Source organism: Pseudomonas marincola (assembly GCF_900116605.1).
Lineage (GTDB): Bacteria > Pseudomonadota > Gammaproteobacteria > Pseudomonadales > Pseudomonadaceae > Aquipseudomonas > Aquipseudomonas marincola.
Window position 1 is genome coordinate 231,660 of record NZ_FPBC01000008.1, and the last position, 23,458, is coordinate 255,117.

At 56.2% G+C, this 23,458-nt stretch carries 18 protein-coding genes; 9 read left to right on the plus strand and 9 right to left on the minus strand.

Annotated features, from left to right (window positions below; genetic code table 11):
• Window positions 1–7: 7 nt before the first annotated feature.
• From BM395_RS14825 to BM395_RS14840, 4 genes are read right to left on the minus strand one after another with little or no spacing between them, the layout of a single operon-like run.
• Complete coding sequence (locus BM395_RS14825) at window positions 8–3,217, minus strand: type I restriction endonuclease subunit R (RefSeq protein ID WP_090513123.1); 3,210 nt, start codon at window positions 3,215–3,217, stop codon at window positions 8–10.
• Complete coding sequence (locus tag BM395_RS14830) at window positions 3,217–4,599, minus strand: restriction endonuclease subunit S (RefSeq protein ID WP_090513125.1); 1,383 nt, start codon at window positions 4,597–4,599, stop codon at window positions 3,217–3,219. Before BM395_RS14830 ends, BM395_RS14825 begins: the two co-directional genes overlap by 1 nt.
• The gene (locus tag BM395_RS14835) at window positions 4,596–5,618 is read right to left on the minus strand and encodes a PDDEXK nuclease domain-containing protein (RefSeq protein WP_090513126.1); all 1,023 of its coding nucleotides are present in this window, start codon (window positions 5,616–5,618) and stop codon (window positions 4,596–4,598) included. The genes BM395_RS14830 and BM395_RS14835 overlap by 4 nt, the downstream gene beginning before the upstream one ends.
• On the minus strand, window positions 5,615–7,591 hold the full coding sequence (locus BM395_RS14840) for a type I restriction-modification system subunit M (RefSeq protein ID WP_090513128.1): 1,977 nt from the start codon (window positions 7,589–7,591) through the stop codon (window positions 5,615–5,617). The genes BM395_RS14835 and BM395_RS14840 overlap by 4 nt, the downstream gene beginning before the upstream one ends.
• Before the next feature lie 1,174 nt (window positions 7,592–8,765).
• Between BM395_RS14840 and BM395_RS14845 the strand changes: the two genes are divergently transcribed.
• Window positions 8,766–9,110, plus strand: a complete 345-nt coding sequence (locus BM395_RS14845; RefSeq protein WP_090513129.1) for a hypothetical protein — start codon at window positions 8,766–8,768, stop codon at window positions 9,108–9,110.
• 121 nt (window positions 9,111–9,231) lie between these two features.
• Here BM395_RS14845 and BM395_RS14850 read toward each other — a convergent pair whose 3' ends face one another.
• Both BM395_RS14850 and BM395_RS14855 read right to left on the minus strand, forming a co-directional pair.
• Entirely contained in the window at window positions 9,232–9,849 is a 618-nt protein-coding gene (locus BM395_RS14850) for a recombinase family protein (protein WP_090513131.1), read from the minus strand.
• A gap of 173 nt (window positions 9,850–10,022) precedes the next feature.
• Window positions 10,023–10,859, minus strand: coding sequence for a hypothetical protein (locus BM395_RS14855; protein ID WP_090513132.1), 837 nt, complete (start codon window positions 10,857–10,859; stop codon window positions 10,023–10,025).
• Window positions 10,860–11,000: 141 nt separating this feature from the next.
• Here BM395_RS14855 and BM395_RS14860 point away from each other — a divergent pair, with 141 nt between their 5' ends.
• From BM395_RS14860 to BM395_RS14880, 5 genes are all read left to right on the plus strand, one after another.
• A complete protein-coding gene (locus BM395_RS14860) occupies window positions 11,001–11,366 on the plus strand; it encodes a hypothetical protein (RefSeq protein WP_090513134.1) in 366 nt (121 codons plus the stop codon).
• 181 nt (window positions 11,367–11,547) lie between these two features.
• Window positions 11,548–11,691, plus strand: a complete 144-nt coding sequence (locus tag BM395_RS23375; RefSeq protein ID WP_170860600.1) for a hypothetical protein — start codon at window positions 11,548–11,550, stop codon at window positions 11,689–11,691.
• A gap of 161 nt (window positions 11,692–11,852) precedes the next feature.
• A complete protein-coding gene (locus BM395_RS14870; RefSeq protein WP_090513137.1) occupies window positions 11,853–13,004 on the plus strand; it encodes a tyrosine-type recombinase/integrase in 1,152 nt (383 codons plus the stop codon).
• Between the two features lie 90 nt (window positions 13,005–13,094).
• Window positions 13,095–14,201: a helix-turn-helix domain-containing protein gene (locus tag BM395_RS14875; RefSeq protein WP_048377394.1), complete on the plus strand. Its 1,107-nt coding sequence runs from the start codon at window positions 13,095–13,097 to the stop codon at window positions 14,199–14,201.
• A gap of 8 nt (window positions 14,202–14,209) precedes the next feature.
• A complete protein-coding gene (locus tag BM395_RS14880) occupies window positions 14,210–14,716 on the plus strand; it encodes a hypothetical protein (protein ID WP_048377395.1) in 507 nt (168 codons plus the stop codon).
• A gap of 242 nt (window positions 14,717–14,958) precedes the next feature.
• Here BM395_RS14880 and BM395_RS14885 read toward each other — a convergent pair whose 3' ends face one another.
• From BM395_RS14885 to BM395_RS14895, 3 genes are read right to left on the minus strand one after another with little or no spacing between them, the layout of a single operon-like run.
• Window positions 14,959–15,816, minus strand: coding sequence for an SDR family NAD(P)-dependent oxidoreductase (locus BM395_RS14885; RefSeq protein ID WP_090513139.1), 858 nt, complete (start codon window positions 15,814–15,816; stop codon window positions 14,959–14,961).
• 30 nt (window positions 15,817–15,846) lie between these two features.
• Window positions 15,847–17,232, minus strand: a complete 1,386-nt coding sequence (locus tag BM395_RS14890; RefSeq protein ID WP_090513142.1) for a DUF1254 domain-containing protein — start codon at window positions 17,230–17,232, stop codon at window positions 15,847–15,849.
• Window positions 17,233–17,244: 12 nt separating this feature from the next.
• Window positions 17,245–19,032 carry an alkyl sulfatase dimerization domain-containing protein gene (locus BM395_RS14895; protein ID WP_090513143.1) on the minus strand — a complete coding sequence of 596 codons (1,788 nt, stop codon included), beginning with the start codon at window positions 19,030–19,032 and terminating at the stop codon, window positions 17,245–17,247.
• Between the two features lie 765 nt (window positions 19,033–19,797).
• On the opposite strand from BM395_RS14895, the gene BM395_RS14900 reads away from it, so the two are divergent.
• The 3 genes from BM395_RS14900 to BM395_RS14910 all read left to right on the plus strand — a co-directional run bounded on the left by BM395_RS14900 (window position 19,798) and on the right by BM395_RS14910 (window position 23,442).
• Complete coding sequence (locus tag BM395_RS14900; protein ID WP_090513145.1) at window positions 19,798–20,328, plus strand: DUF5943 domain-containing protein; 531 nt, start codon at window positions 19,798–19,800, stop codon at window positions 20,326–20,328.
• Between the two features lie 398 nt (window positions 20,329–20,726).
• Window positions 20,727–21,761 (plus strand): GlxA family transcriptional regulator, encoded by a 1,035-nt coding sequence (locus BM395_RS14905; protein ID WP_090513146.1) that lies wholly within the window; start codon window positions 20,727–20,729, stop codon window positions 21,759–21,761.
• A 682-nt stretch (window positions 21,762–22,443) separates the two neighbouring features.
• On the plus strand, window positions 22,444–23,442 hold the full coding sequence (locus tag BM395_RS14910) for an AAA family ATPase (RefSeq protein WP_090513148.1): 999 nt from the start codon (window positions 22,444–22,446) through the stop codon (window positions 23,440–23,442).
• The last annotated feature ends 16 nt before the right edge of the window (window positions 23,443–23,458 follow it).

Consider the following 23,458-nt stretch of genomic DNA (forward strand, 5'->3'; position numbering starts at 1 on the left):
AAAACCATCAGAGCCCGCGCATTGCCTGCTCATCAACGCCGCTCATCGCCTTCAGCATTTTGTAGATCACTAGCGCAAACGCCCGGCTCTTGGCCACGTTATCCAGCACTTCCAGCGACAGCTTTTCGTGGTCGGTCATGGCGTCCAGCACGATGTCTTCCACCCGTTTGGGGAACAGACCGTGCATCACCTGGTCGGCCGGCTGGCTGTTGACCTGGGCCATCACGTCGTCCTGGCGGCTGATGCGCTGGGCGATGCCGGTGAGGAAATGCAGCTGGTCGTCGTCGCTGACTTCGGCACCGAAGATGTCGTTGAGCGCCTCAATGATTTCCGACAGGTGTTTTTTCTCGGGATCGTGGGCCTTGCCGCTGCCGATGTCGGTGGCGGGCTCCAGACCGTATTCGCCCTGCTCCTCGCTCAGGCGCAACTGGTGTTCGGCACGCTTGGTCAGCCGGTAGTGGGTCAGTTGCAGCTCGCCCACATCCACATCGTCTTCGTCGAGGCGGTCGATGCGTAGCAGCGGGTACAGGTGCTTGGCGAACACACAGAGCTGCTCCAGCTCGCGATCCTCATAGGGCACGATCTGCGAGAGGAATTCGTACAGACGCACGAAGCTCTGCAGGTTCTTGCGGAACAGGTCCAGCTGATCGACCTGCTCGCCGGCCTCCTTGACCGCGTGCTCGGCCTTTTTCAGGCCGGCGCTGTCGCCATTGGCTGCGGCGGTACGCTTGAAGTCCAGCGCCTGGGCGCGCGCCTCGGCGGCGAGCTTGTAGCGCTTGGCGAAACGCTCCTTGGCCGGCTGGCAGTAGTAACTGAGCTTGCTGGCGGCGGCCTTGGGGTCGAAGAAGGCGCTGGCGAACGCCTCCACTTCCTGCCAGTGGTAGATGCCCTCGGCATCCAGCTTCTTCTGCAGGTCGTAGATGAGCTGGGGATCGGTCACGTCGGTCAGTTCGGCCTTGGTGTAGTAAGGCAGGAACGACTCCAGGATGTCCTTGGGGTCATTGAAGAAATCAAGGATGAAGGTGCGCTTGTCCGGGAAGGTGCGGTTCAGGCGCGACAGGGTCTGCACGCAGTCCACGCCTTGCAATTTCTTGTCCACGTACATGGCGCACAGCTTGGGCTGATCGAAGCCGGTTTGGTACTTGTTGGCGGCGATCATCACATTGAAGTCCTGGGTGTCGAACGCCTTGGCCAGGTCGCGGCCATTCAGGCCGAGATTGAGCACGCTACTGTTCTCGCTGACTTCCTCGGGGATAACCCCATCGGGCAACACGCTGCCGGAAAAGGCCACCAGTGGATGCACATCGCTGTAGCCCTGCTGCTTGATGTACTCGTGCATGGCCAGTTGGTAACGCACCGCCTCCTGGCGACTGCTGGTCACCACCATGGCCTTGGCCTGGCCACCCAGCAGGTAGCGAATGTTCTGCCGGAAGTGCTCGACGATCACCTCGACCTTCTGGCCAATGTTGTACGGGTGCAGGCGCACCCAGCGCGCCAGTTTGCTGCGGGCCTTCTTCGAGTCGACTTCCTCGTCCTCGGCATCCGGGTGGGCGATCTTCCAGGCGGTGCTGTAGGTGGTGTAGTTCTGCAACACGTCGAGGATGAATCCCTCCTCGATGGCCTGGCGCATCGAATACAGGTGAAACGCCTCGGGCTTGTTGCCTGCACTCGGCGGCAGCTCAGAATTGGCCGGGCGGCCAAACAGCTCCAGGGTCTTGGCCTTGGGCGTGGCGGTGAAGGCGTAGTAGCTGATGCGCTCGTTGGGGCTACGCGCGGCCACGGCTGCGTCCAGCAGCTCTTCGGCGCTGACCGATTCTTCCTCGTCTCCTTTATCCGGCGCATCGCTGCCTAGAATCTGTTTCAGCTTGCTGGCCGATGATCCGGTCTGCGAAGAATGGGCCTCGTCGGCGATCACCGCATAGCGCCCGGACGCCAGCTTGGGATACTTGTCCAGGGCATCGAACAGCGCCGGGAAGGTCTGGATGGTGACGATAATGATCCGCGTCTGCTCGGCCAATGCCTCGGCAAGTTGCTCGGACTTGCTCGTGGTGCCGACGTCGCGGGTGATCGGCTTGACCACACCCTGGGCATGCTCGAACTGGTAGATGGTGTTCTGCAGTTGGCTATCGAGTACGGTGCGGTCGGTGACCACGATCACCGAGTTGAACAGCCGTTGCCCGGCCTCGTCGTACAGCGAGGCGAGCTGGTGGGCGGTCCAGGCAATCGAGTTGGACTTGCCTGAGCCGGCGCTGTGCTGGATCAGGTAGCGTCGTCCCGGCCCCTCGGCACGGGTGGTGTCGATCAGCGTGTTGACCACTTCCCACTGGTGATAACGCGGGAAGATCATGGTCTCCCTAGTGATCGGCCTGCCCTCGAAGTCTTCCGAGGTTTTCTTGTCCAGGTGCAGAAAGCGCCCCAGCACCTTGAGCCAGGCATCCGGCTGGAACAAGCGCTGCCACAGGTAGCCGGTGGCGTACTGGCTGTCGTCTTGCGGCATCGGGTTGCCGGCACCGCCATCTTCGCTGCCCAGGTTGAACGGCAGGAAGAAGGTGTCCTTGCCGGCCAGTTTTGTGGTCATCGCCACCTCGTTCTGGCCGACGGCGAAATGCACCAGGGCACCGCGTTTGAAGGTCAGCAGCGGCTCGGGCTTGCGCGTCAGCGGGTCTTTGACCGGGCGATCCTTGCAGTACTGGCGCTTGGCGTTTTCCACCGATTGCTTGAACTCACTTTTCAGCTCCAGGGTAGCGGTGGGGATACCGTTGACGAACAGCACCAGATCCAGACGCGGGTTGTAGCTCTGCCCGTCGCTCGCGGCTTCACGCGCATGGGGCGAGTAAGACACTTCTGGCACCACACGCAGGCGGTTGCACTGGTAGCGCTTGAGGGTATCCGGGTTCATCCCGTGGTCGGGACGGAAGCTGCACAGGTCGACTTTCACCCCCGGCAGCTTGAAGCCATGGCGTAACACGTCCAGGGTGCCGCTCTGCTCCAGTTCGCGCACCACCTTCTGAATCAGCACACCTTCCGGGTCATTGGGGTTGGCCTTGCTGAACTTGTCCCAGCGCTCCGGCCAGGCGTCCTTGAAGTACGCCAGCAGGTCTTCCGTATACAACGCCGTGCACCGGTCATAGCCGCTGGCCGGGCCGGTGAGCCAGCCCTGGGCGGTCATGGCATTGATGATGTCCTGCTGGAACTGGGCTTCCTTGCTGTCAGCCATTACACGGCCTCTTCTTCTATTACGGGGGCTTGCGCGCGGGACGGCGGCTGCCAGCCGCGCACGTCGATTTTGCCGGTGACGGCGGCAGAAATCAGGGCGGAGCGGCGTTCTTGCAGGAGGGTAATCCCACATTTAGCCTCGGATATAAGCTTGTCTAGCTCACCTGTTTTCTGATCTATGAAGTTTGATATTTGAGCTTGCTCACCACCGCGCGGGAGCGCGACAAAAACCTCTCTAATTTTCTCTAAATGCAAGTTAGTAACAGATGTTTTCTGACCAGAATCATTGAACTGCTCCAAAGCAGAATTACCTGAAAGCATGTTCAGCAAGTACTTGGACGAGACACTCTGGGCCGGCTTAATGAGGCACAGAGAAACGAATATACTGAAATCAAAATCCCAGTCCACAACCTTGGTTATGCCAATTGTTCCGTTCTTTGAAAGCAAGACGTCGCCCTTCGCAGGATTACATCTTTTAATGAGTGCCCGGTGCTCATCTTCTGGAATTCGCTTAAGGCTATCCATATCCAAGTCTTGAGTCTGTATATCGGTAACCCGAAGAAATGGAATACCTTCATCAACGTAAGTCGGCGTAAAGTGTGCGCCATCTATTATTTTCAAAGTTATGTTCTTGAGCTTTTTAACATCCCAGTGCGCCGGCACCTCGCCCAGCCACTTCACCCCGGAGTCCTTCATCGGCACCGACGGGTCGAGGCCTTTGGTGACGGAGTTAGAAATAACGGCCTGGCGCTTTTCCTTGAGCAGTTCGATCAAGCGTTGCTGCTCTTCGATCAGGGTGTCGATGCGGTCGGTTTCGTGATCGAGGAAGCGGGCGATTTGGGTTTGTTCTGGCGGCGGAGGGAGAGGCAAAGGTACGTTATCTGTTGCGTATTGGCTTAATCCGACGCGCGTCAGCCCATTTGCAGAAATAGCAAAATACGCCTTGGCTGAATGGCTATCAAAAAAGCACTTTACAAATCTCCCATCTGCATCTGCACTCGGTCGTGCCATTGACAAGTGATAGCCACAAATCACTCCTGGAAGGTCGAAGGGGACATAAGCGGCAATAGCAATATCATCGGCAGTTTCTGAATCCTTAGTAAATATTACATCTCCGGCGCGCAGACTAAATTTTGAGATTTGTTCCTGCGTAGCAGTTGCAGACATAAACTCTATACCGGCATCTATTTTTTCGTTGTAATACACGTCAGTGTAGTTACAAAGACGAACTGGTATTTGTCCTTCATAGGACTTTTTATCCACGTTACTTGGGAACACATTACAGCAGCGCTTCAGGCTTTCTACCCGCCAGTGACTTGGCACCTCCCCCAACCACTCCACCCCGGAATGCTTGTACGCCGGGTACGCCTTGAACTGGCTCATTGCGCCTCTCCTTGTGCGGTATTCAGGGCGTAGAACTCGTGCAGTTTGGCCTGCAGCAACTGCTTGTCCGGCAGACGGGTCTGGTATTCGGCGATCAGCGCCGGCGATAGGCTGCGGTTGAGGGCGTACTCGACCACTTCGTCGTCCTTGCTGGCACACAGCAGCACGCCGATGGCGGGGTTTTCGTGAGGTTTGCGTTCGTCACGATCCAGCGCTTCCAGGTAGAAGCCGAGCTTGCCCAGGTACTCCGGCTCGAAGCGGCCGACCTTGAGCTCGATGGCCACCAGGCAGTTGAGGCCACGGTGGAAGAACAGCAGGTCTAGGGCGAAATCACGCCCGCCGACCTGCAGCGGGTATTCGGAGCCGACAAAACAGAAGTCGCGGCCCAACTCGATCAGAAAATCCTTGAGCCGTGTCAACAAGCCCCGATGCAGATCGGCCTCGGCGTGGCCGCCGGGCAGGTCGAGAAACTCGACCATGTAGGCATCGCGGAACACCTCCAGCGCGGCGGGGTGAGTGTGTCTCAGCACTGCCGATACTTTTGCCGGCTGGGTGACGCTGCGCTCGAACAGCGCCGCCTTGAACTGGCGCTCCAGCTCGCGCTTCGACCATTTCTCCTGAACCGCCATGCGCAGATAGAACTCCCGCTCTTCCGGGCGCTTGCTCTGGCTGAAGATGATCAGGTTGTGCGACCAGGACAATTGTCGCGCCAGTGGTGCGACTCTTTCCTCGGTGCGGTAGGTCTCGTAGAACTGCCGCATGCGGAACAAATTCGACCGGGTAAAACCGCGCAACCCTGGTTGGGTCCGGGCCAGATGTTCGGCCAGCTGACTGACCACGGCATCGCCCCACTCGGCCTGTTCCAGCTTGCCGCTGATATAAGCGCCGACCTGCCAGTACAGCTCGATCAGCCGGGTATTCACCGCCTGCATGGCCTGCTGCCTGGCACTATGGATCAGCGCGAGCACTTCGTCGAAGCGGTCGTCCGTTGCACTGCGGGGTGTGTTTGGCTCGCTCATGCCGACAGCGCCTCGATCATCTGCTTGATGCGGTCGGTGCAGGCCTTGAGGTCGCGGTCGATGGCTTCCAGCGGACGCGGCGGCTGGAACACGTAGAAGTGCCGGTTGAACGGAATCTCGAAGCCGACGATACCGACCTCGCCATCCTGGGCATCACGCTTGCTCTCGTCGATCCAGGCGTCCGGCACATGGGGCTTCACTTCGCGCTCGAAGTAAGCGTAGATCGACTCGCCCAACGGTACGTTCTCGTTGTCGCGCAGGCCGCTATCTGCCTCGGGCTGACCCTTGCTCATGCAGATATCGGCCTCGGGGTCGCGTTCGCCGAGCGCGTTCATCACCGCCTTCTGCTCGGCGGTACTGAGGCTGATGCCATGTCCGGTCAGGGCCTTTTTCAGCAGTTTGCCGAACTGCTCGCGGTTGCGATGGACGATGCCGGCATCCATTGACTGCAACGCGGCCAGCAGACGCAGGCGAGCGTCGTCGTCCAGCTTCTGCATGGCTTTTTCTTCGAGGACGCGCTCGATGCGATCCGGGGTGGCCTGGAAGTTCAGGCGCAACGGGCGCTCGACGGTAATGCGCCGGTAGCCGAAGGCGTCGATGGGGAAGATCTTGCTCTGAGCAGTCTGCTCAAAGCGGCCGTAGAGGCGTACCAAGGCCTCGATCTGCTCGTCGGTGATGAACTGGCGCTTGCTGCCCAGGGATTTGCGCATCTTGCTGAAGTGCTGGGTACCATCGACCAACTGCACCTTGCCCTTGCGCGCGGCGGCCTTGTGGTTGCACAGCACCCACACATAGGTGGCGATGCCTGTGTTGTAGAACATGTCGGTGGGCAGGGCGATGATCGCCTCGACCAGGTCGTTCTGCAGCAGGTAGCGGCGGATCTCCGACTCGCCACTGCCGGCACCGCCAGTGAACAGCGGCGAGCCGTTGAGGATGATGCCGATGCGAGAACCGCCTTCACGCGGGTCACGCATCTTGCTGGTCAGGTGCAGCAGGAACAACAGCGAGCCATCGGACACCCGCGGCAGGCCGGGGCCAAAGCGGCCAGCGAAGCCTTTTTCGCTGTGCTCGTCGGTGATCCGCTTCTGCACCTTCTTCCATTCCACGCCGAATGGCGGGTTGCTGAGCATGAAGTCGAATTTGCCGCCGGCCAGTTGGTCATCCGACAGCGTGTTGCCCAGCTTGATGTTCTCGACCTTCTGGCCCTTGATCAGCATGTCCGCCTTGCAGATGGCGTAGGACTCGGGGTTGAGCTCCTGACCATGCAGGGACACGGTAACCTGCTCGCTGATCGACTGGATGTACTCGTCGCCCTCGGACAGGAAGCCGCCGGTGCCCGCAGTCGGGTCGTAAATGGTGACGATGCTGTTGGGCTTGAGCTTGTCGTCCTGACCGGTGATCACCAGCGAGGTGGTCAGGTGCACGATGTCGCGCGGAGTGAAGTGCTCCCCGGCGGTTTCGTTGGAGCTTTCCGCAAATTTGCGGATCAGTTCCTCGAAGATGATGCCCATGCCGAAGTTGCTGATGCGCTTGGGGCTCAGGTCGACCGCCGCGAAGCGCTGCACCACCTGGTACAGCAAGTCGGCTGACGCCAACTGCTGGACGAAATCCTCGAAGTGGAAATGCTCGAAGATCTCGCGGCCGTCCGTGCTGAAGGCCTGCACATAGCTCATCAAGTCTTCGCTGGTCTGGGTATCGGACAGCGTGCCCAGCGACAGCGGCGATGCGTTGAAGAACTGCTGACCGGCAGCGCGCAGCAGAAGCTTCTCACGCACCAGGTCAGGCCGCCCTTCCTGGGCGCAGGATTGGCTGATCACGGCGTCCTTGGTCGGCTCCAGCACGCACTCCATGCGCCGCAGCAGGGTGAACGGCAGAATGATGCGGCCGTACTGGGATTGCTTGAAGTCACCGCGCAGCAGATCGGCAATCGACCAGAGGAAGGCGGCGGTTTGGGAATGATTCTCCGTGTTCACGCAATAATTCCTTAGAGTACGGGCAAAAACGCAAGTTTAACCCGTCGAGCTGGCTGCATGTCACAGGCCCGACGGCTCATTGCGCTCCGTTCTCAATACTCGAAGATGATGAGGCCGCACCCAAGCGTGTCGCCAGCAACGACACGTCTGCTGCAACATGTTCTTGAAATCGGGTTTTAGCAACCTATGCAGTGATTATCCGGCAGGTGATGGATCAGCCGGCTTTATCATTTGAGTAGCGAACTTCTTCATGCAGCTCAACGTCGTCATCTGTTGCGCATTTATTGCACGCGCTCTTTCGCTCGGCCCGTAGCGTCGTCATTTGCCGACCATCTGTTGTCACAGTGTGTACCTGACGAATGCCCCCTGATGCTCAGTCGTCATCCGTCGTGATCTGCCGATGTTTCCATGGTGCATGGCGAATAGCGGAAACCCATGCAGCCATGCGGCTGCAGCGACGACACCTCTTCACGACACCCCTTACCCGAACAACACCCCTTTACAACACCCCTTAACCTGTACAAGACGCACTGAAAAACCTGAACCCCAGCAACCATGCGGGTTGCAGTAGCAACACCTCTTCACGACACCCCTTGCCCGGACAGCAACACCCCTTTACGACACCACTTAACCTGTACAAAACACCCTGAAGAACCTGAAACCGAGCAACCATGCGGGTTGCAGCGGCAACACCTCTTCACGACACCCCTTCGGCCAAAATCGACAGATTCTCTCTATGTGAGGTGAACCGTCAGACTCCCATAGGCAAGAGAGGTAGTGTGAGCATGCTTTTTTGAGACACGTGTCGCGAAGCGGATATGAGCGGTGCGCCGGTCGCCCTCGAGTTCAATCAGCCATACCGGCGAAAAGGGATTTCAGGAGGATGAAATCCTTGGGATTGGCACAGCAGATGAGAAGCTGGATTCAATGCAAGTTCTCAGCCCAGAAGGAGCAAGACATGGACTCGATTGAGCTACTGGTTTATGCGTTCATTGGCGTGGTCGGCACGTTGGGAGTGGTGGCGGTGATTGGCTACAAGGTCGCGGATCATCTCGACAAGAAACATCACACCGACTGATTTGCAGCACATCGGCAGGCCCGCAAGGCGCTGACTTGGGATTCACCAGTGCTCGGGTAACGTTCAGGCATGCGCCAAGTCCAGCAGGTTCACGTCATGAGCAAAGTTGAGTGCCAGTGCTGCAAGAAGATGATGGTTCCGAAAGTGATCACCAGCGCGCCGTTCTACATCAGCGGAGTACCAGTGGGCGGCCGTGACCCGGAGTCGTCCGTATGCCCCTTCTGCCTGTCGCCGAAGTGGATGCTCACCGAACATCAGGCTCTAGCTGCCGGCAAGGCCAATGCCGAGTTCTACGGCCTTATGGTTCTCGCCCTGGGAAACATCGTTGCGTTCGTCCGTTTCGGCGAACTGGCGGGCGGTATAGCGCTAGCGGTGTCAGTCGCAAGCTTCCTCTTGCGCGCCAGAATTATCAGAGCACTGCGGCGTCGCTTGGGCCGTTAAACGAGCCAGTTCATTCCAGGGGATCGGGATTCTACTCAGGCGGCGAATAAGGCCTGCTATCTGAGTAGAATTCGTACCGATGACACTGCTGCTCGACAGCACGTAAAGCTAAGCTGCGCTATTACTCGATCATTTCATCGCGGATTTTAAGCACTGTGGTGGTGCTGCACCCTGCGTGACGAGCGGTCGCCCGAATGCCCAGGCCAGCGCCCAGCAGCTCAGCAACGCGCTGATGCAGCCCCTTGTCAGTTGGCCGACCTTTGTAAGCGCCGGAAGCCTTTGCCCTCTGAATACCCTGCGCTTGGCGCTCCCGACGCTGCTCATAGTCCTTGCGCGCAATAGCCGCCATCATCTCGATCATCATGCCGTTGATAGCTGCCAGCATTCGGTCAGTGAACTCGTCACCTGCCGTTTCTCTCATACCTTGGTGACTGGTCGGCAGATCCAAGGCGACGATGCGCAGTCCCTTGGAGTCAATCGCGGTCTTGAGCGCCTGCCAATCAGCCGCCGGCAACCGTGAAAGCCGATCAATGCTCTCAAGCAGTAACACGTCACCGCTATGGGCATCAGCTAGCAGCCTCAGCAGCTCCGGCCGGTCGGCCCTGGCCCCGCTGGCGTTCTCGATATACTGCGCGGCAATGGCCTTGCCATGGTTAGCAGCGAATTGCTGCAGAGCGTCACGGGCACGGCTGGCGTCCTGCTCCGCAGTGGAAGCGCGAAGGTAAGCGCGGACGAACATGGGATTTCCTTTCATGTATCAGTTTGGGTGGTGATTTTTAGCCGTATCACTTAGACCGTTACTTATAAAATTGAACTCCAGGAAAAACGTTACCCCTGAACGTATCAGCTAAGGCATACCCAAAAATATCGCCGAGAGCTTTGAGAAACCCGCGGCGATAAAGCCCAGCAGAATTACTTACCGACGAAATAGAGAGCGCGGCCCTGATTGAAGATTGCCGCAGGGATCGAATTCTTTCTCAACCGTTGGCCTGGATGGTAAATGTAGATCCAGTCGGGTAAGCGCTTCGATGCGAGCAGCATGGCTTCCGAGGTCGTCATGTCATTCTTGTAGGCATCAAGCGTGAACTGGTTGTGCCGGATAAAGATTGGCCCGTAGCTGCGAGGCGACGCCAAGAAGCTTGGTGAGGCTGCGGGTGTATCCGCGAATGGGATAGGACGCTCCGCAAAAATATCTGCTGGCGTTGCGTACGAGCGCGAATGACCATCAGGGTATCGGCCGGTCTGCATACCCAGCTTTGACATACCACCTGAAAAACTCTTTCTGCGGGCCTCCTCCACCTTCTGCAGGGCCAGAGCCGATGCCTCCTGTGGTGAGCCGGCCTGATCGGAAGGCACCCAGGCAACAACCTGAGTTGCACGAGCCGGATCACTTGATCCACCCAGTAGCATCAAACCCAAGCCAACACCTGCGGCTGCGCCACCGCTCATGCCTGAAGGCGGTGACACATATCCAATCGCACTTAATCCAGCGTCCCCTAGCCCTGCCCCTGAGCTGTTGGCGGGGCTCACTCTATCAACTCCCCCTACCATCTCGATTGGAACGTCACGCTGCCCGGAAATCCCCATGGCAGTCAGAACGTGCATTGCATCCGACCATTTTTCCTTCGGGACATCCTTTGGCTCAGGAAGCTGAACTGTCTTCGGCGATTGAGTGGCAGAACACCCAACCAGAAAAGCTACTGCCGCAGCCAGCAAGCTAGCTCGAATCGCTGTTGATGTACTACCCATGGCGCTAATCCCTGTTGTGATCAACACAGCTTACGGCGGCTTGCAGAAAACCCAACGGCATAACCCTGCGACAGGGCCGGTTTGGGATTTCCAAGACCTGGCATAGCGTGTCATGCAACGTCATGCACACGGAGCACTACCATGGAATTTCGTGACCTTGGGAACGGGCGAACTTTCCCACCAGTAGCACCGAATGGCCGGATTTACGCCGTACCAGTCACCCAGGAAAACCAGGTAGAAATTTTCTGCCTGACACCTGAAGGAGTCATTGGAAGCGGAGTCAAGGCCAACTGGGCTGACATCACAGGTTTCTACTACGACGATGAGTCCTGGGAAATCATCCTGCGCAACTACATCGGCAGGGGAATGCGTTTCCGCCGGGGTGTGCCCTGTGGAATCGTCGAAGACGGTTGCGAAACCTTCAAAACAAATATTCAAGGGTTCGCAATTCCAATCTGCGTAATGAACCGCATCGCCTACGAGCAGAAAAGGCTACATCAAACCTGAGGTTGTCCTTGGGTTTCAGAGAGCAAGCAGCAATCTGACTGCGTCAGCCCACGTGGCCTCGTCCATCCACCTGGCAGGGAATTACCAGACTTTTAATTTCCGTCGCTTTTGTTGCTTGAAAGCGAAACACACGCGGGGCAGCCACCCGTAGGCTAGCCGTGTAGTTAAAGGGGACTCGGAAATGACCAAAACCAAAGTTAACCGCTGCCTGCACAAGCAGGAACTCGCGAAAAATCCGGAAGCCAACACTTTTCCAGCAAGCCGGAGTCAACGGGCAGATACGCCACCTTGCGCGCAATCACAAATCCTGATCAGTCAGGAATAACGACGTATGCGCTACGTAACCATCAGAAAGTTTGCCAGCGCGTCTGGCTACTCCGAAGACGCTATCCGCTCGAAGCTTCGCGACGGAATTTGGCGGCTCGGAGAAATATGGATCAAGGCCCCAGATGGCCGGGTTTTAATCGATGTAGAGGGATATGAATCATGGGTAGAGATGGGCGGGGAGTTCGGGCGGTCTCGGACTCGAGTATCGAAATCACGTTCATGTACCGCGGGGTTCGGTGCCGTGAGCGCCTCTCACTCAAGCCCACCGCCACTAACCTAAAGCTTGCCGAGCGGCACAAAGCAGCTATTGAGCACGCCATTGCTGCAGGCACCTTCGATTACGCCATCACCTTCCCCCGCTCGCCTAGGGCGGTGCAGTTCGCGCCCGAGTCTAGTAGGGAGACGGTTGCCGGTTTTCTGACCCGCTGGCTGGCTGGAAAACAGAAGCATGTCTCCAACAGCACTTATGAGGGTTACCGAAAGATCGTAGAGCTTCGTCTGGTACCAGCCCTCGGCCATGCCATGGTGGTCGACCTGAAGCGCAAGGCAGTGCGTGACTGGCTTGCAACCTTACAGGTCAGTAACAAAACCTTGAGAAACATCCAGAGCTGCCTGCGCTCAGCCCTGAACGATGCTGTCGATGAAGAGCTGGTGGAGGTGAACCCTCTGGCCGGCTGGACGTATACCCGGAAGGATCAGGTAAAGGAGGATGACGTGGATCCGTTCTCACCAGAGGAGCAGCGAGCAATCCTGGCTTCTATTGATGGGCAGGCTCGCAACCTAGTGCAGTTCGCACTCTGGACCGGAATGCGCACAAGCGAACTCGTGGCGCTGGACTGGGGGGATATCGACTGGCTGAAGGGAGAGGCTTATGTGTCCCGGGCAATGACCCAAGCGGCAGGAGGAAAGGCTGAAGTGACCAAGACCGTGGCGGGGAAACGCAGCATCAAACTGTTGATGCCCGCCCTTGCCGCGCTGACCGCGCAAAAGGCTCACACTTTCCACGCAGGTAATGAGGTGTTCCAGAACCCTCGGACTGGCGAGCGATGGGCCGGTGATCAGCCGATTCGAAAAACCATGTGGGTGCATGCGATGAAGAAGGCCAGGGTTCGGTACAGACGCCCCTACCAAACGCGCCACACCTACGCCTCGATGATGCTGTCTTCTGGGGAGCATCCAATGTGGGTGGCCAAGCAGATGGGGCATAGCGACTGGACGATGATTGCCAGAGTGTACGGCCGTTGGATGCCGACGGCCGATCTAGACGCTGGGAACAGGGCAGAAGCAATGTGGGAACCACCCGAAGTGTAAACCCATAAAATCTTGCAAAAGCATATATTGCAAGATTTCCTTGCATGGACCAATACTGATGACTATGCTCCGCAACCGAATGGAGGAGCCATGACCACCCCAAATATTACCTTCCGCCTACAGCATCTGCGTCGCAAGCACGGCCTGACGCAAGAGGCTCTCGCCGAAGCACTTGGCTTCAAGGATCGCCAGACTCTGTCTCAGATCGAGACCGGAGAGCGCAAACTCAGCTCCGAGGAAATGGTTCGAGCAGCGGAAGTGTTTGGCGTTTCCCTAGACTACTTTACCGATCCTTTTGAACTAGCAGGGGAAGGCCATTTCTCTTGGCGGCAAAACGGCACTAAGCCCGAACTGCTGGATGATTTCGAGCTGCGAGCAGGCCGGTGGATAGCGGCCTATCGCCACCTATCGAAGCTGAAAGGAGAGGTGATTAACTCGTCAACTCGGCGAGTGGCGCTGAATCACCAATCTACCTTCGAAGAGGCTGTCGCCGAAGGCGAGGCTATGGGAAAGGCTCTTGAGCTTGGTAATATTCCATCTCAGAGGCTAGCTGATGCGCTCGAGGAAAAGCTTGACACTCTTGTACTTGAAGTTGACACCGAGCAAGGCATCTCCGGGGCAGCATGCCGGCTGAACCAGCTGAACGCAATTGTGATCAACCGGAATGAAACTCTGGCTCGGCGCAATTACGATATGGCCCACGAGCTTTTTCACCTAATAACTTGGGACACAATGCCGCCTCCTAGGCTGGATATTGAAACTCCAACTGATAAGAAATCGAAACGAGTAGAGCAGCTCGCTGACAATTTTGCGGCAGGCTTGCTCATGCCGGGCAGTCTAATTGAGAGGCTAATTGAGAAGTCTGAGCTAAAAAAAGGTTCAGAACTCGCAACCTGGCTTACCTCAAATGCGCAGATTCTTGGAGTTAGTGCGGTTGCTCTTCAATGGCGGTTGGTTAACATGGGCAAGCTCAATAAGAGTGCCATTGTTAGCGAAGAATTTATTCGAAACCTTGGTGAGGCTCAGCGCACCAAGCCACCAGCCAAGTACGGTAAGCGATTTATGGCGGCCCTGGGCTGGGGCATTGACGAGGGTTATGTCTCGGTGCGCAGAGGAGCCTCGCTTCTGGGCGTGACCGTAGATGAGCTTGCGAAGCTCTTCGAGAATCATAATCTCCCGACTCCGTACGACCTTTGAGGATAACGATGTTCGAGAAGGATCAAATCGTACTTGTCGATACCAATGTGATCCTAGAGGCTCACAGGGTCACTTGCTGGAACACGTTAGCGAGCTATTTCAGGCTTGCGACGGTTGAGACTGTCGTGGAAGAAACTCAAACGGGCTTTCAGAACAGAAGCCCAGCTCAGACGATTCAATTGGCACCTCTTCGTGGCTCATTCCATCACATCGAAAATATCACGAATGAGGCAAGGGCTCAGTTCGCACTGGACAACCCTAACGTGTTGCTCGATCCAGGTGAGCGCGACTTGATAATTTACGCCCGGTCGCTTGATCCTAAGACGACGTGGTTCCTGAATAGCCCGGATATGGCCGCAGTCCGCTACTGCCATCACAGCAAATGGCTGGATCGACTAGTGTCTCTGGAGGCCATGAACAAGCACATTAGCGCCCATACAACCAGTAACCTTCGAGATAACTTCTCGGAAAATTGGCTGAGCGTACGCAAGACCAAACTGCTGCTCGGGATGTAATGACAGCCTTATGCCAGCCTCTTCGCTGGAGGGCACGTAATTGCTTGCTTGGCTGCGGGTTCAAATCCCCCCGGCCCACCATTTGAAACACATTAAGCCCTTGAATTTCCAAGTGATCTTCAGGGGCTTTTTGCTTTCTGCGTTCCCAGTTAGCTCAGACCATTGCATTCACCGCAAGGAACGGGCTTTAGTCTTTCTGGGCCGAGAATGTCTCCCTCGGCCCAGAGCAGCCGATTAATCAATCAACTCCCGCCGTCTGAGCCAGACTCCAGCTCTCGTAAAAGCTTCTGCAATGCTTTATGCCTTTGCAGATAGCTATCAATCAGAGGATTGAGCAAGCCTCGCAGCAGTGCAATTGGTGTCCATCTTCCAGGCACAACAATATGCGGCCGGCGAGAACGCATACCTTGCGTAATCGCTTTGGCCACCTGCTGGGGCTGGATGGGTTGGCGCAGATAGTTCGGCAGCACGGTTTCGTTCATTCGTGTGGCCAGGTCATTACCGCCGAAGGCAATCTTGGCTATAGCCGTTTCGGTCCAGCCCGGATAGACCACACTGACCGTGGCACCGGTGCCGCCCAGCTCGACGAGCAAGGCACGCGCCAAGGCCTCTACGCCAGCCTTGGAAGCGGCATAAGGTGCGTTAACCAGACCGTTTATGAAGGCATAGATGGATGAGGTCACCAGTATCTGTCCCTGATTGCGAATGACTTCCGGCAAGGCCGCCTGCATCGTATTCCACACACCGAACAGATCCACTTCGACGATGCGCCGAAACTCATCCGTGGGGCATATACGCAAAGTCTTGGGATCGCTGCGCCAGGCAATGCCTGCATTGGCGAATGCCACATCGAGGCGGCCAAAGCGCTCAACCGCGCTCTGCACCACTCTTTTTGAAGCCTCGGCATCGGTCACATCCAGCGCCAGCGGAAGGACTCGTTCGGCGTCGAACTCCTGAGCGAGCTGGTCAACCGCCTCTTGCTGCATGTCCGTAAGCACCAACAAAGCCCCCAAGCTATACAGCTCACGCGCGGTGGCGGCGCCTATTCCCCCGGCGGCGCCGGTAATCAGTATTACTTTGCCTATGAAGTCGTAAGCCATGTTGCGATCCCCAAACAATCAGTCCGTGTTTTAGAGGCGCTCAATACCGGGCATTTGCCACTGGCCATCGAGCATGCGCTGGGTCGGCAGATAAATACGGCCGGTTATGCTGAACGGACCACTGTTGGGAGTGGGGAGCCAGTTACTCAGTTGCTCCTCTCCCGGTGCTTCGCTCTGCATCAGCAGATCCAGCGAACCATCGGGGTTGTAGACCAACTTATCGCGGTCACCCAGCGCAAAGCGGTGCAGAGGGTTGGGGATTAGATAGCCGTCATCATCGTAAGCGGTCAGCGACCAGAAGGCCTTGGCAGGTGGAAGCTGGTCCGCAGCGAAGTGCAGGCGATAGCGCTGATCACCTTGTAGCACCTCACCGTGGGCATCGGTTATGGCGTTGAGGTAGGTGGCTTCGGCAGCGAGGTTGGCACCAAAACCAACCATGGCCACTACCGCGCGAACGCCGTAGTCCTGGCCAAAGGCGGCGATATGCTTGGGCGCTTGTCGCCAACCGTTGACGAGTAGATCGCGACGTTCCAGAGCCTCGTGCATCTCCCGCTCCGCCAGCCACATGCCCACTGCCACGGTTTTCTCCTGCAGCCAGTTCCAACGCGGCTCGCCCTCGCCAACCCGCACGCCAAGCTGCTCCAATTCGGCCACGGCGGCAGCGTCTGTCGCGGCGGCCGGATTGTCCTCCATCAATCTCGACAACTGTCCGAAGAAGGCCCGAGGGGCCAGCTTACGCATCTCGAACAGTGGTGACGGTGGCAATTGCTCAGGCAATTTGAACGGCAGCGCCTCGACCACTTTGTCCTGCTTCCAGTCGTCGAGGCTGCGCAGACTGAGCCCAGCCTGTATGGCATGCACAGCGCTATAGTCAGCTTTTCCATTGGTTTGAATCCGGCCGAGCAGCCAGTTCATGCGTGTGGATGAACGCAGCAAGGTCATGCCTTCCGGAACTTGGCCATCCCAGTCAGGCCCCGCGAGCAAGAAGCGCCCGCCTTCGTCACCTGTTGTACGCGTGCCAACACTGGCAAACACGTTGCTCCAGGCATCGAGAAACTGCATCACCAGATAACGCGAGCAGGCTGGAACCTCAAACACCCAGGGCCCTGCCTCCATATCAAGCCAAGCCTGGGTATAGAGCGTGTCTATATTCGGCCTGACGAAAACCCGAAAGTCAGCCTCGGGAAATTCGGCCATGTTCACCAGGCGATTGGCCGGAGCGATCGAGTGAGTGAAGCTGTTGCGCGTAAGCTCGGTAAGCACCAACGGATAGCCAAACACGTAACTCTTGGCAGCCAGGCGGACGGTGCCCATCTGGCTCCACAGAGTGCTGCCGACAATCAATAATACAACCAGCCCAACCCATAGCCAGTTGCGAACACTGGGCCGCTTCTGGAGTTTTTCTGAAGTGTTCATAGTGACTCTCCGTCAGCGTATGGTCAGGCCAAAAGGTTCTTCACTGAAGTCGAAGCAACCGAGAAAGGTTTTGATGTCGAGCAGACTGCCGTCGATCTTCACATCACCCATCAAGGCACCTTTCACCAGACCACCCTCGCCGGTCAGCAGGGTCTCCATAAAACGTTTGTCCATCGTCAGCTTGAGCGTGGTTCCCTCCGGAATCCCCTGGTGCAACTGCGCCACCCCGCGACGCACTTCCAGGGCCAGTTGCTCACCCGTGTCGGGAAACTCGAACCCGAGGGTCAGTTGCACATCGTTAGCCTTTTCAGGGTCGACGCGCGTCACCCAATTCTGCAAAAAGATTTGCGGGGTGAAGCTGCGCACCATATCGGGCGACAACATGACTTTGCGTATTTCAGCCGTGCGCTGACGAATTTGCTCGCCATCGAATTTGCCTTCCAGCTCCATGGCGCTCATCAGGTACCAGTTGCGCCAGTTGAAATTCATGCTGGCGTAACCCATTTTGCGGAAACTGCGCGCCTTAATATCGCGAGCCAGTTTGTCATCGTGATCCATGCGAATAACGTAGCTGGACAGCTCTGCAGCCCACTGATAATCACCTTTGAGATAAGCATCGCCTGCAGCCAGAAGCACCTTTTCGCGCCCACCCATCAAAGCGATCAGACGCTCTGCCTTCACTTTGGGCGGGGTCGGGTCGAGATCCACCGGGTCACCTTGGAACCAGCCAAGATAGCCGTTGTAAATCTGCCGAACGCTGTGCTTCACCGTGCCGTACATCTCTCGCAGATACGGCGAATAACCAGCCAGATGAGCAGGCAGCTTGACCTTCTCGACCAGCTCATCTGGCGTCAGGCCCTTGTTCATCCAGCGCACGGTCTGGTCGTGAACATAAGCCATGCCGTCGCGTGTCATGCGCAGCACTTCTTCGACCTTATCCGCACCCTCGACAGGACGTCCGTGGAGCGGTACCAGATGCTCGGCGTGAAGTTCACGCAGCATGTCGATGCTGGCAATCCACTCGACCGGATCGCGGAACTTGGTGCCGCGCAGGGTGTGGATATTGGGAAATGCCGGGCCCTGTTGCACGTCAGAGCTAATCAGCACTCGATTGTCTGGCAGGTAGACCACGATCTCATCTGGCGCTTCACCTGGCGCGTGCAGCAATTGAACGGGCAACCCGGCAATGGTCGTATCGAGTCGCTTACCGATGGTGTCGGTCGGGGCAATAAAGGTCGAGGGTTCAGCGCGTACGAGCGGACCTATCCCCGAATTCATGTCTTTCTGGTCGGGCTGTTCAAGCAGAGCGCCGAAGCTGTAGGCGGAGCGAGCCCCAAGGATGGGGCCGACCAGTGAACCCTGACTGACCACATTGGCCAACAGCGTTTCATGGGCAAAGATTTTCACCTCACCGCTTTCAACCTGCTCACGACTGACAAAGGCTTGCACACCGTTGATATGGTCCGGGTGGAAATGCGTGTAGATCACCGCCTTGACCGGCTTGTCGGTCAGCTTGCGAAACTGCGCCATGATCTTGCGCGAATCACTCAACGACTCCCCGGTGTCGACAATAATCAAACCCTCCGGGGCCTCAATCATGACCACGTTACCCAACTGCCAACCGACAGCCGAATAGGTGTTGTCGGCCACCTTGTAGACATGCATATCGAAGAGCGAATTCTGCGCGGCCAGTTCAGGATTAATCTGCGGTTCAATTCGCTCGGAGGGGAGCTCGGCAAGTGCGCTAACAGGGAGTACGGCGGCCAAAAGCAGGCAACCCAGTCGACGTGGAATAGGCATGAACATTCCTTATTTTTATTGTGTAGCCAATCTTGCAACGCCCAATTGGCTTTGGCGAGCCCAATCAATTGCACGACTGTAGTGTCATCAACGTCATTGCACTCGAAGAGTCAGCGTAGCAATTCGGGAGCATGTGCAAGGAAGCTGTTTCTTGTCGCGATAAGAACTCTGCCTGCGAGCGGGTGGCCACAACATCCTTGCCATCAAAATAAAAACCCACAGCAGTGATGGCCGCCTAGACGCAAACCAGCACGAAAATTTCTCGAACTTTCAGGGGCTTTTTACTTTCTGGATGCAGGTGTCGAGCGTTTAAGCGCGCTGAGGGGCATTTCTGCCGACGTCGTAAATAGAGATATTTATGGCGTAAAAAGTACCATCTACCCCATGCGGCAAGGGTACTTTGTGAATGACCTAAACTGACAACAAACAACAAGAAAGCAGTCTCATGACAAGCCAAGAGAAGATGACAGACACGCAATTTGTAAACATAGCCACCCTGCAAAAGGCTATGCGTACCGTCTGACTAACTTCGGCAAAATTCTGGATCCGCCAGACATCCGCCCCCACTGATTTCCCACCCCTAACTTCCACCATGCCCAAGCACGGATTGCCCGAGCGCGGGGGGTGTTAAGTGATGGGCGGGTATTGGCCGAACCCCTGAACGAATATGCCAGCCCGCCGCGATTACAACATTACACAGCGCTGGAGCGTATCTGATTCGCCAGCCCGATAACGCGATCACCGCCCTGCTTTTGGAGTTTTAACATGCCCAAACACGCACCCGAGATGCCGATTCAGGTGGACGACGAAACCGGAGTTTGGACTACCGACTCTGTACCGATGCTATATGTGCCGCGGCATTTTTTCGTCAACAACCACATGGCTATCGAAGCAGTGTTGGGCGCCGAAGCCTATGCCGAAATACTCTACCACGCCGGGAAAAAGTCCGCTTGGCAGTGGTGTGAGACACAAGCCGAACGGCATGCTTTGAAGGGCGTCGCCGTGTTTGAGCATTACATGAAGTACTTGTCTCAGCTTGGCTTGGGGCTATTCAAAACTGAGCATATCGACCTTGCCAGAGGCACTGCCGAGGTACGCCTGGAACACTCGGCATTCGTGTCCGAATATGGCAAGTGCGAGCGCAAGGTCGACTATATGTTTACCGGATGGTTTGCAGGTGCCATGGACCAGATTCTTGCCGCCTCCGGCAGCTCGCTTCGCACCGTTGCCGAGCAAGAGTTCAGCGCCTCTGAAGCAGACCACAAACACGGTCTGTTCATCGTTTACCCTATTTGATTAACGTATTTAAAGCTCTGACCGCGAAGGCCTATTCCGCCGAGGAAGCCATGCCTTACCAATCCAAGCGTTCAGTATCGCTGGCAACTGACTCAAGATCGCTGGCAATAGGACTGACAAGCATGACCAAGCGAACCAGCGCCAGACATAAGCGAGGTATCCAGTCTCCGCGAACTCAATATGGGAGGCTAGTGAACATGTCACGATTCGACCTGCACCCCGAGCAAGATTGCACTGGAAAATTGAGCTTGAGAGCGAATAGGAGCGGCCTGATAAATGTATAAAAATGCTGAGCGATTACCAGCGCATTCATTATTGCTGCCTCACGTTATTGATGTGACTATCTGTAGATGAATATCGCACCAACCAAGCCGTATGGAACTTATTGAGCCAACATAATGAGAGCGTCCTTCGAAAGTGTCCTAAAGGATAAGAACTGCCTGCACATTAATCGCTTGCTTTATGATGTGCAGCCGAAAAAAGTGCACCGCGTTGCATTTTTGCTCCTCGATAACTTCTCCATGATGGCATTTACTGGCGCAGTGGATGCATTGGTCACAGCCAATCTAATGAGCACTTCGCCGCTCTATGAAATAGTGGTTGTGGGCAAAACAGACTTGGTAACCAGCGATCTTGGTATTTCGATCTCTGTAGACTGTAATTTAAACGATCTGAAAGAAACCCAACAAAACTTAATCCTGGTTTGTGGCGGATTCCGGGTTGATTTACAAGCCAATCAAAATATCAGAACCAAACTACGCTCAGCAGCCTCCGCAGGCGTAACATTGGGCGGGCTTTGGAATGGCTCATACTTTATTGCCGAAGCGGGCCTTTTGGATGGATATGACTGTGCGTTCCATCCCGACGGCAGGGCCATGATGGCAGAGCTATTTCCTAAAGTTAAACTCTCGAAAGACTCATTTACGGTAGACCGTAATAGAATTGGTTGCGCCGGTGCTAACAGCTCATTAGGCATGATGCTTGAAATCGTCAGGCTTGAACACGGTGATAGCTTGGTGCGCGCGGTTGAAGAGGTACTAAACTGCGATAAAACAAAAGATGCAGTGGATATTTCCGCACTGATTCTGGATAAGAATCTAACCTTGCCACAGCCTCTTAAAGTTGCACTGGAGTTGATGCATAGCAATATCGAAGAACCACTGACTATCGATGAGATTGTCAGCCATTCATCACTGTCCAGACGCCAACTTGAACGTCTGTTCTGTCGTTATGTAAACGTTACGCCCCCACGTTATTATCTTGAGTTACGTTTAACCTATGCACGACAACTACTACAAACCACTAACAAATCACTGGTTGATATTGCAGTGGCAAGTGGTTTCGTAAGCATTTCACATTTCCGCCGGTGCTTTCGCGAGTTTTTTGATATTCCACCAGGGCGCTTCCGTACGGGGCAGCATAAAGTGCGGTGAGCATGGCGAAAAACCAAGCTCGCTATATCCTGGCAGTAGTTTGTACCTCCAGCCTCCCCGCTTCGCTCTTCTAAGCACAAGCATGCTCGCCAAGATCAGGCTTCGTTGCTCTTGGGCTTCAGAGTAATGCTGAGGGTTGTTATGAGTTAAATTCTCTTTCAGCGACTTTTCAGCAACTTCGTTTTCCATCCTTAGCCGTCTGGCACGCACTTACTCTTAAGAAAATCAGCACGCCGGCTTTGCTTCAGCCCCAGCCGAGGCGCGCGGCGCTCCGTAGCAAGAGCCGAATATCGCCGTGCCGCTCGTAGAGGAGCGGCTCATCAACGGTGCCGGAACCTAACGTAACCAACCATGCGCTGCAAAGACCGCAAAGCCGCCCGAGCGAATATCCGCAAACCACGAGCAACGATGATGGTCATCGCAGGCTCGGATCGCACTGTCCCCTATCTAGCGGATGGCTTGCCGCCATCTTTACGAACGCCCCAGCCACATGATTTGCAACAACTTTTTGGCACTGCTAGTTTCGCGCGATTCCCCTACACAACGTAGGGAGTCTGGACTGGATGGACTGATCGACTTATTGGATCTATGTCCACTCAAAGCGCCGTTCACAGTTGCCGGTTACGCGACTGGCTTCTATTGTTCTAGCAAACCTTTATTCGCAAACTCCGGCGGAGCGACCATGGGCCCGAGAGAACAGATTCAATCACTACAAGCTCGCATGAGTGCTTCGATTATTGGCCAGGAACGTGTTGTAGAGCGCCTAGTTATCGCACTGCTGTGTAATGGCAACGTACTGGTCGAAGGCCTCCCTGGCCTTGCCAAGACCCGTGCTATTAAGAGCATGGCGACGAATATGGATGCCGACTTCAAGCGCATCCAGTTCACACCCGATCTACTGCCATCGGATGTAACGGGCACCGAGGTTTATCATCAAACAGATGGCCACGGCGAATTCCGCTTTGAGCCGGGCCCTATTTTTGCCAATCTGGTGCTGGCCGACGAAATCAACCGGGCGCCCGCAAAAGTACAGGCAGCCCTGCTTGAAGCGATGGAAGAACGTCAGGTAACCGTTGCCGGCACGTCACATAAGTTGCCCCCACTGTTCATGGTGATGGCAACCCAAAACCCGGTGGAGCAAGAAGGCACCTACCCGCTGCCAGAGGCTCAGATGGACCGCTTCATCATCCATGTGAACATCGAGTACCCAACCGTGGAAGACGAGGTTGGCGTAATCAAACTGGTGCGTGAAGAAGAAGCCGCCGCGCTCGAAGAGAGTGATGACACCGGGGCGCAACACGCGAAACCGTCAGCCGACTTGATCCCGCAGCAGGCTGTTTTTGATGCGCGCCGGGAGATTGCCAAGGTTACGGTTTCTGACGCTATCGAGCGCTATATCGCCGACCTTATTTACGCCACACGCACCCCGGAAGTTTACAGCGATGAGTTGCGCCGCTGGATCGATGTAGGCGCAAGCCCGCGTGCCTCGCTTGCACTCGACCGCGCCAGCCGTGCGCATGCCTGGCTGCATGGACGCGATTATGTCGACCCGCAAGATGTTCAGGCCATGGTTCACGACGTACTCCGACATCGTTTGTCTCTGAGTTATGCCGCCGTGGGCAAAGGCGTCAGTCCGGACCAAGTCACTGACGAGATCGTCGCCCACGTGGCCCTGACTTAAGGTTTACCCGGAACTG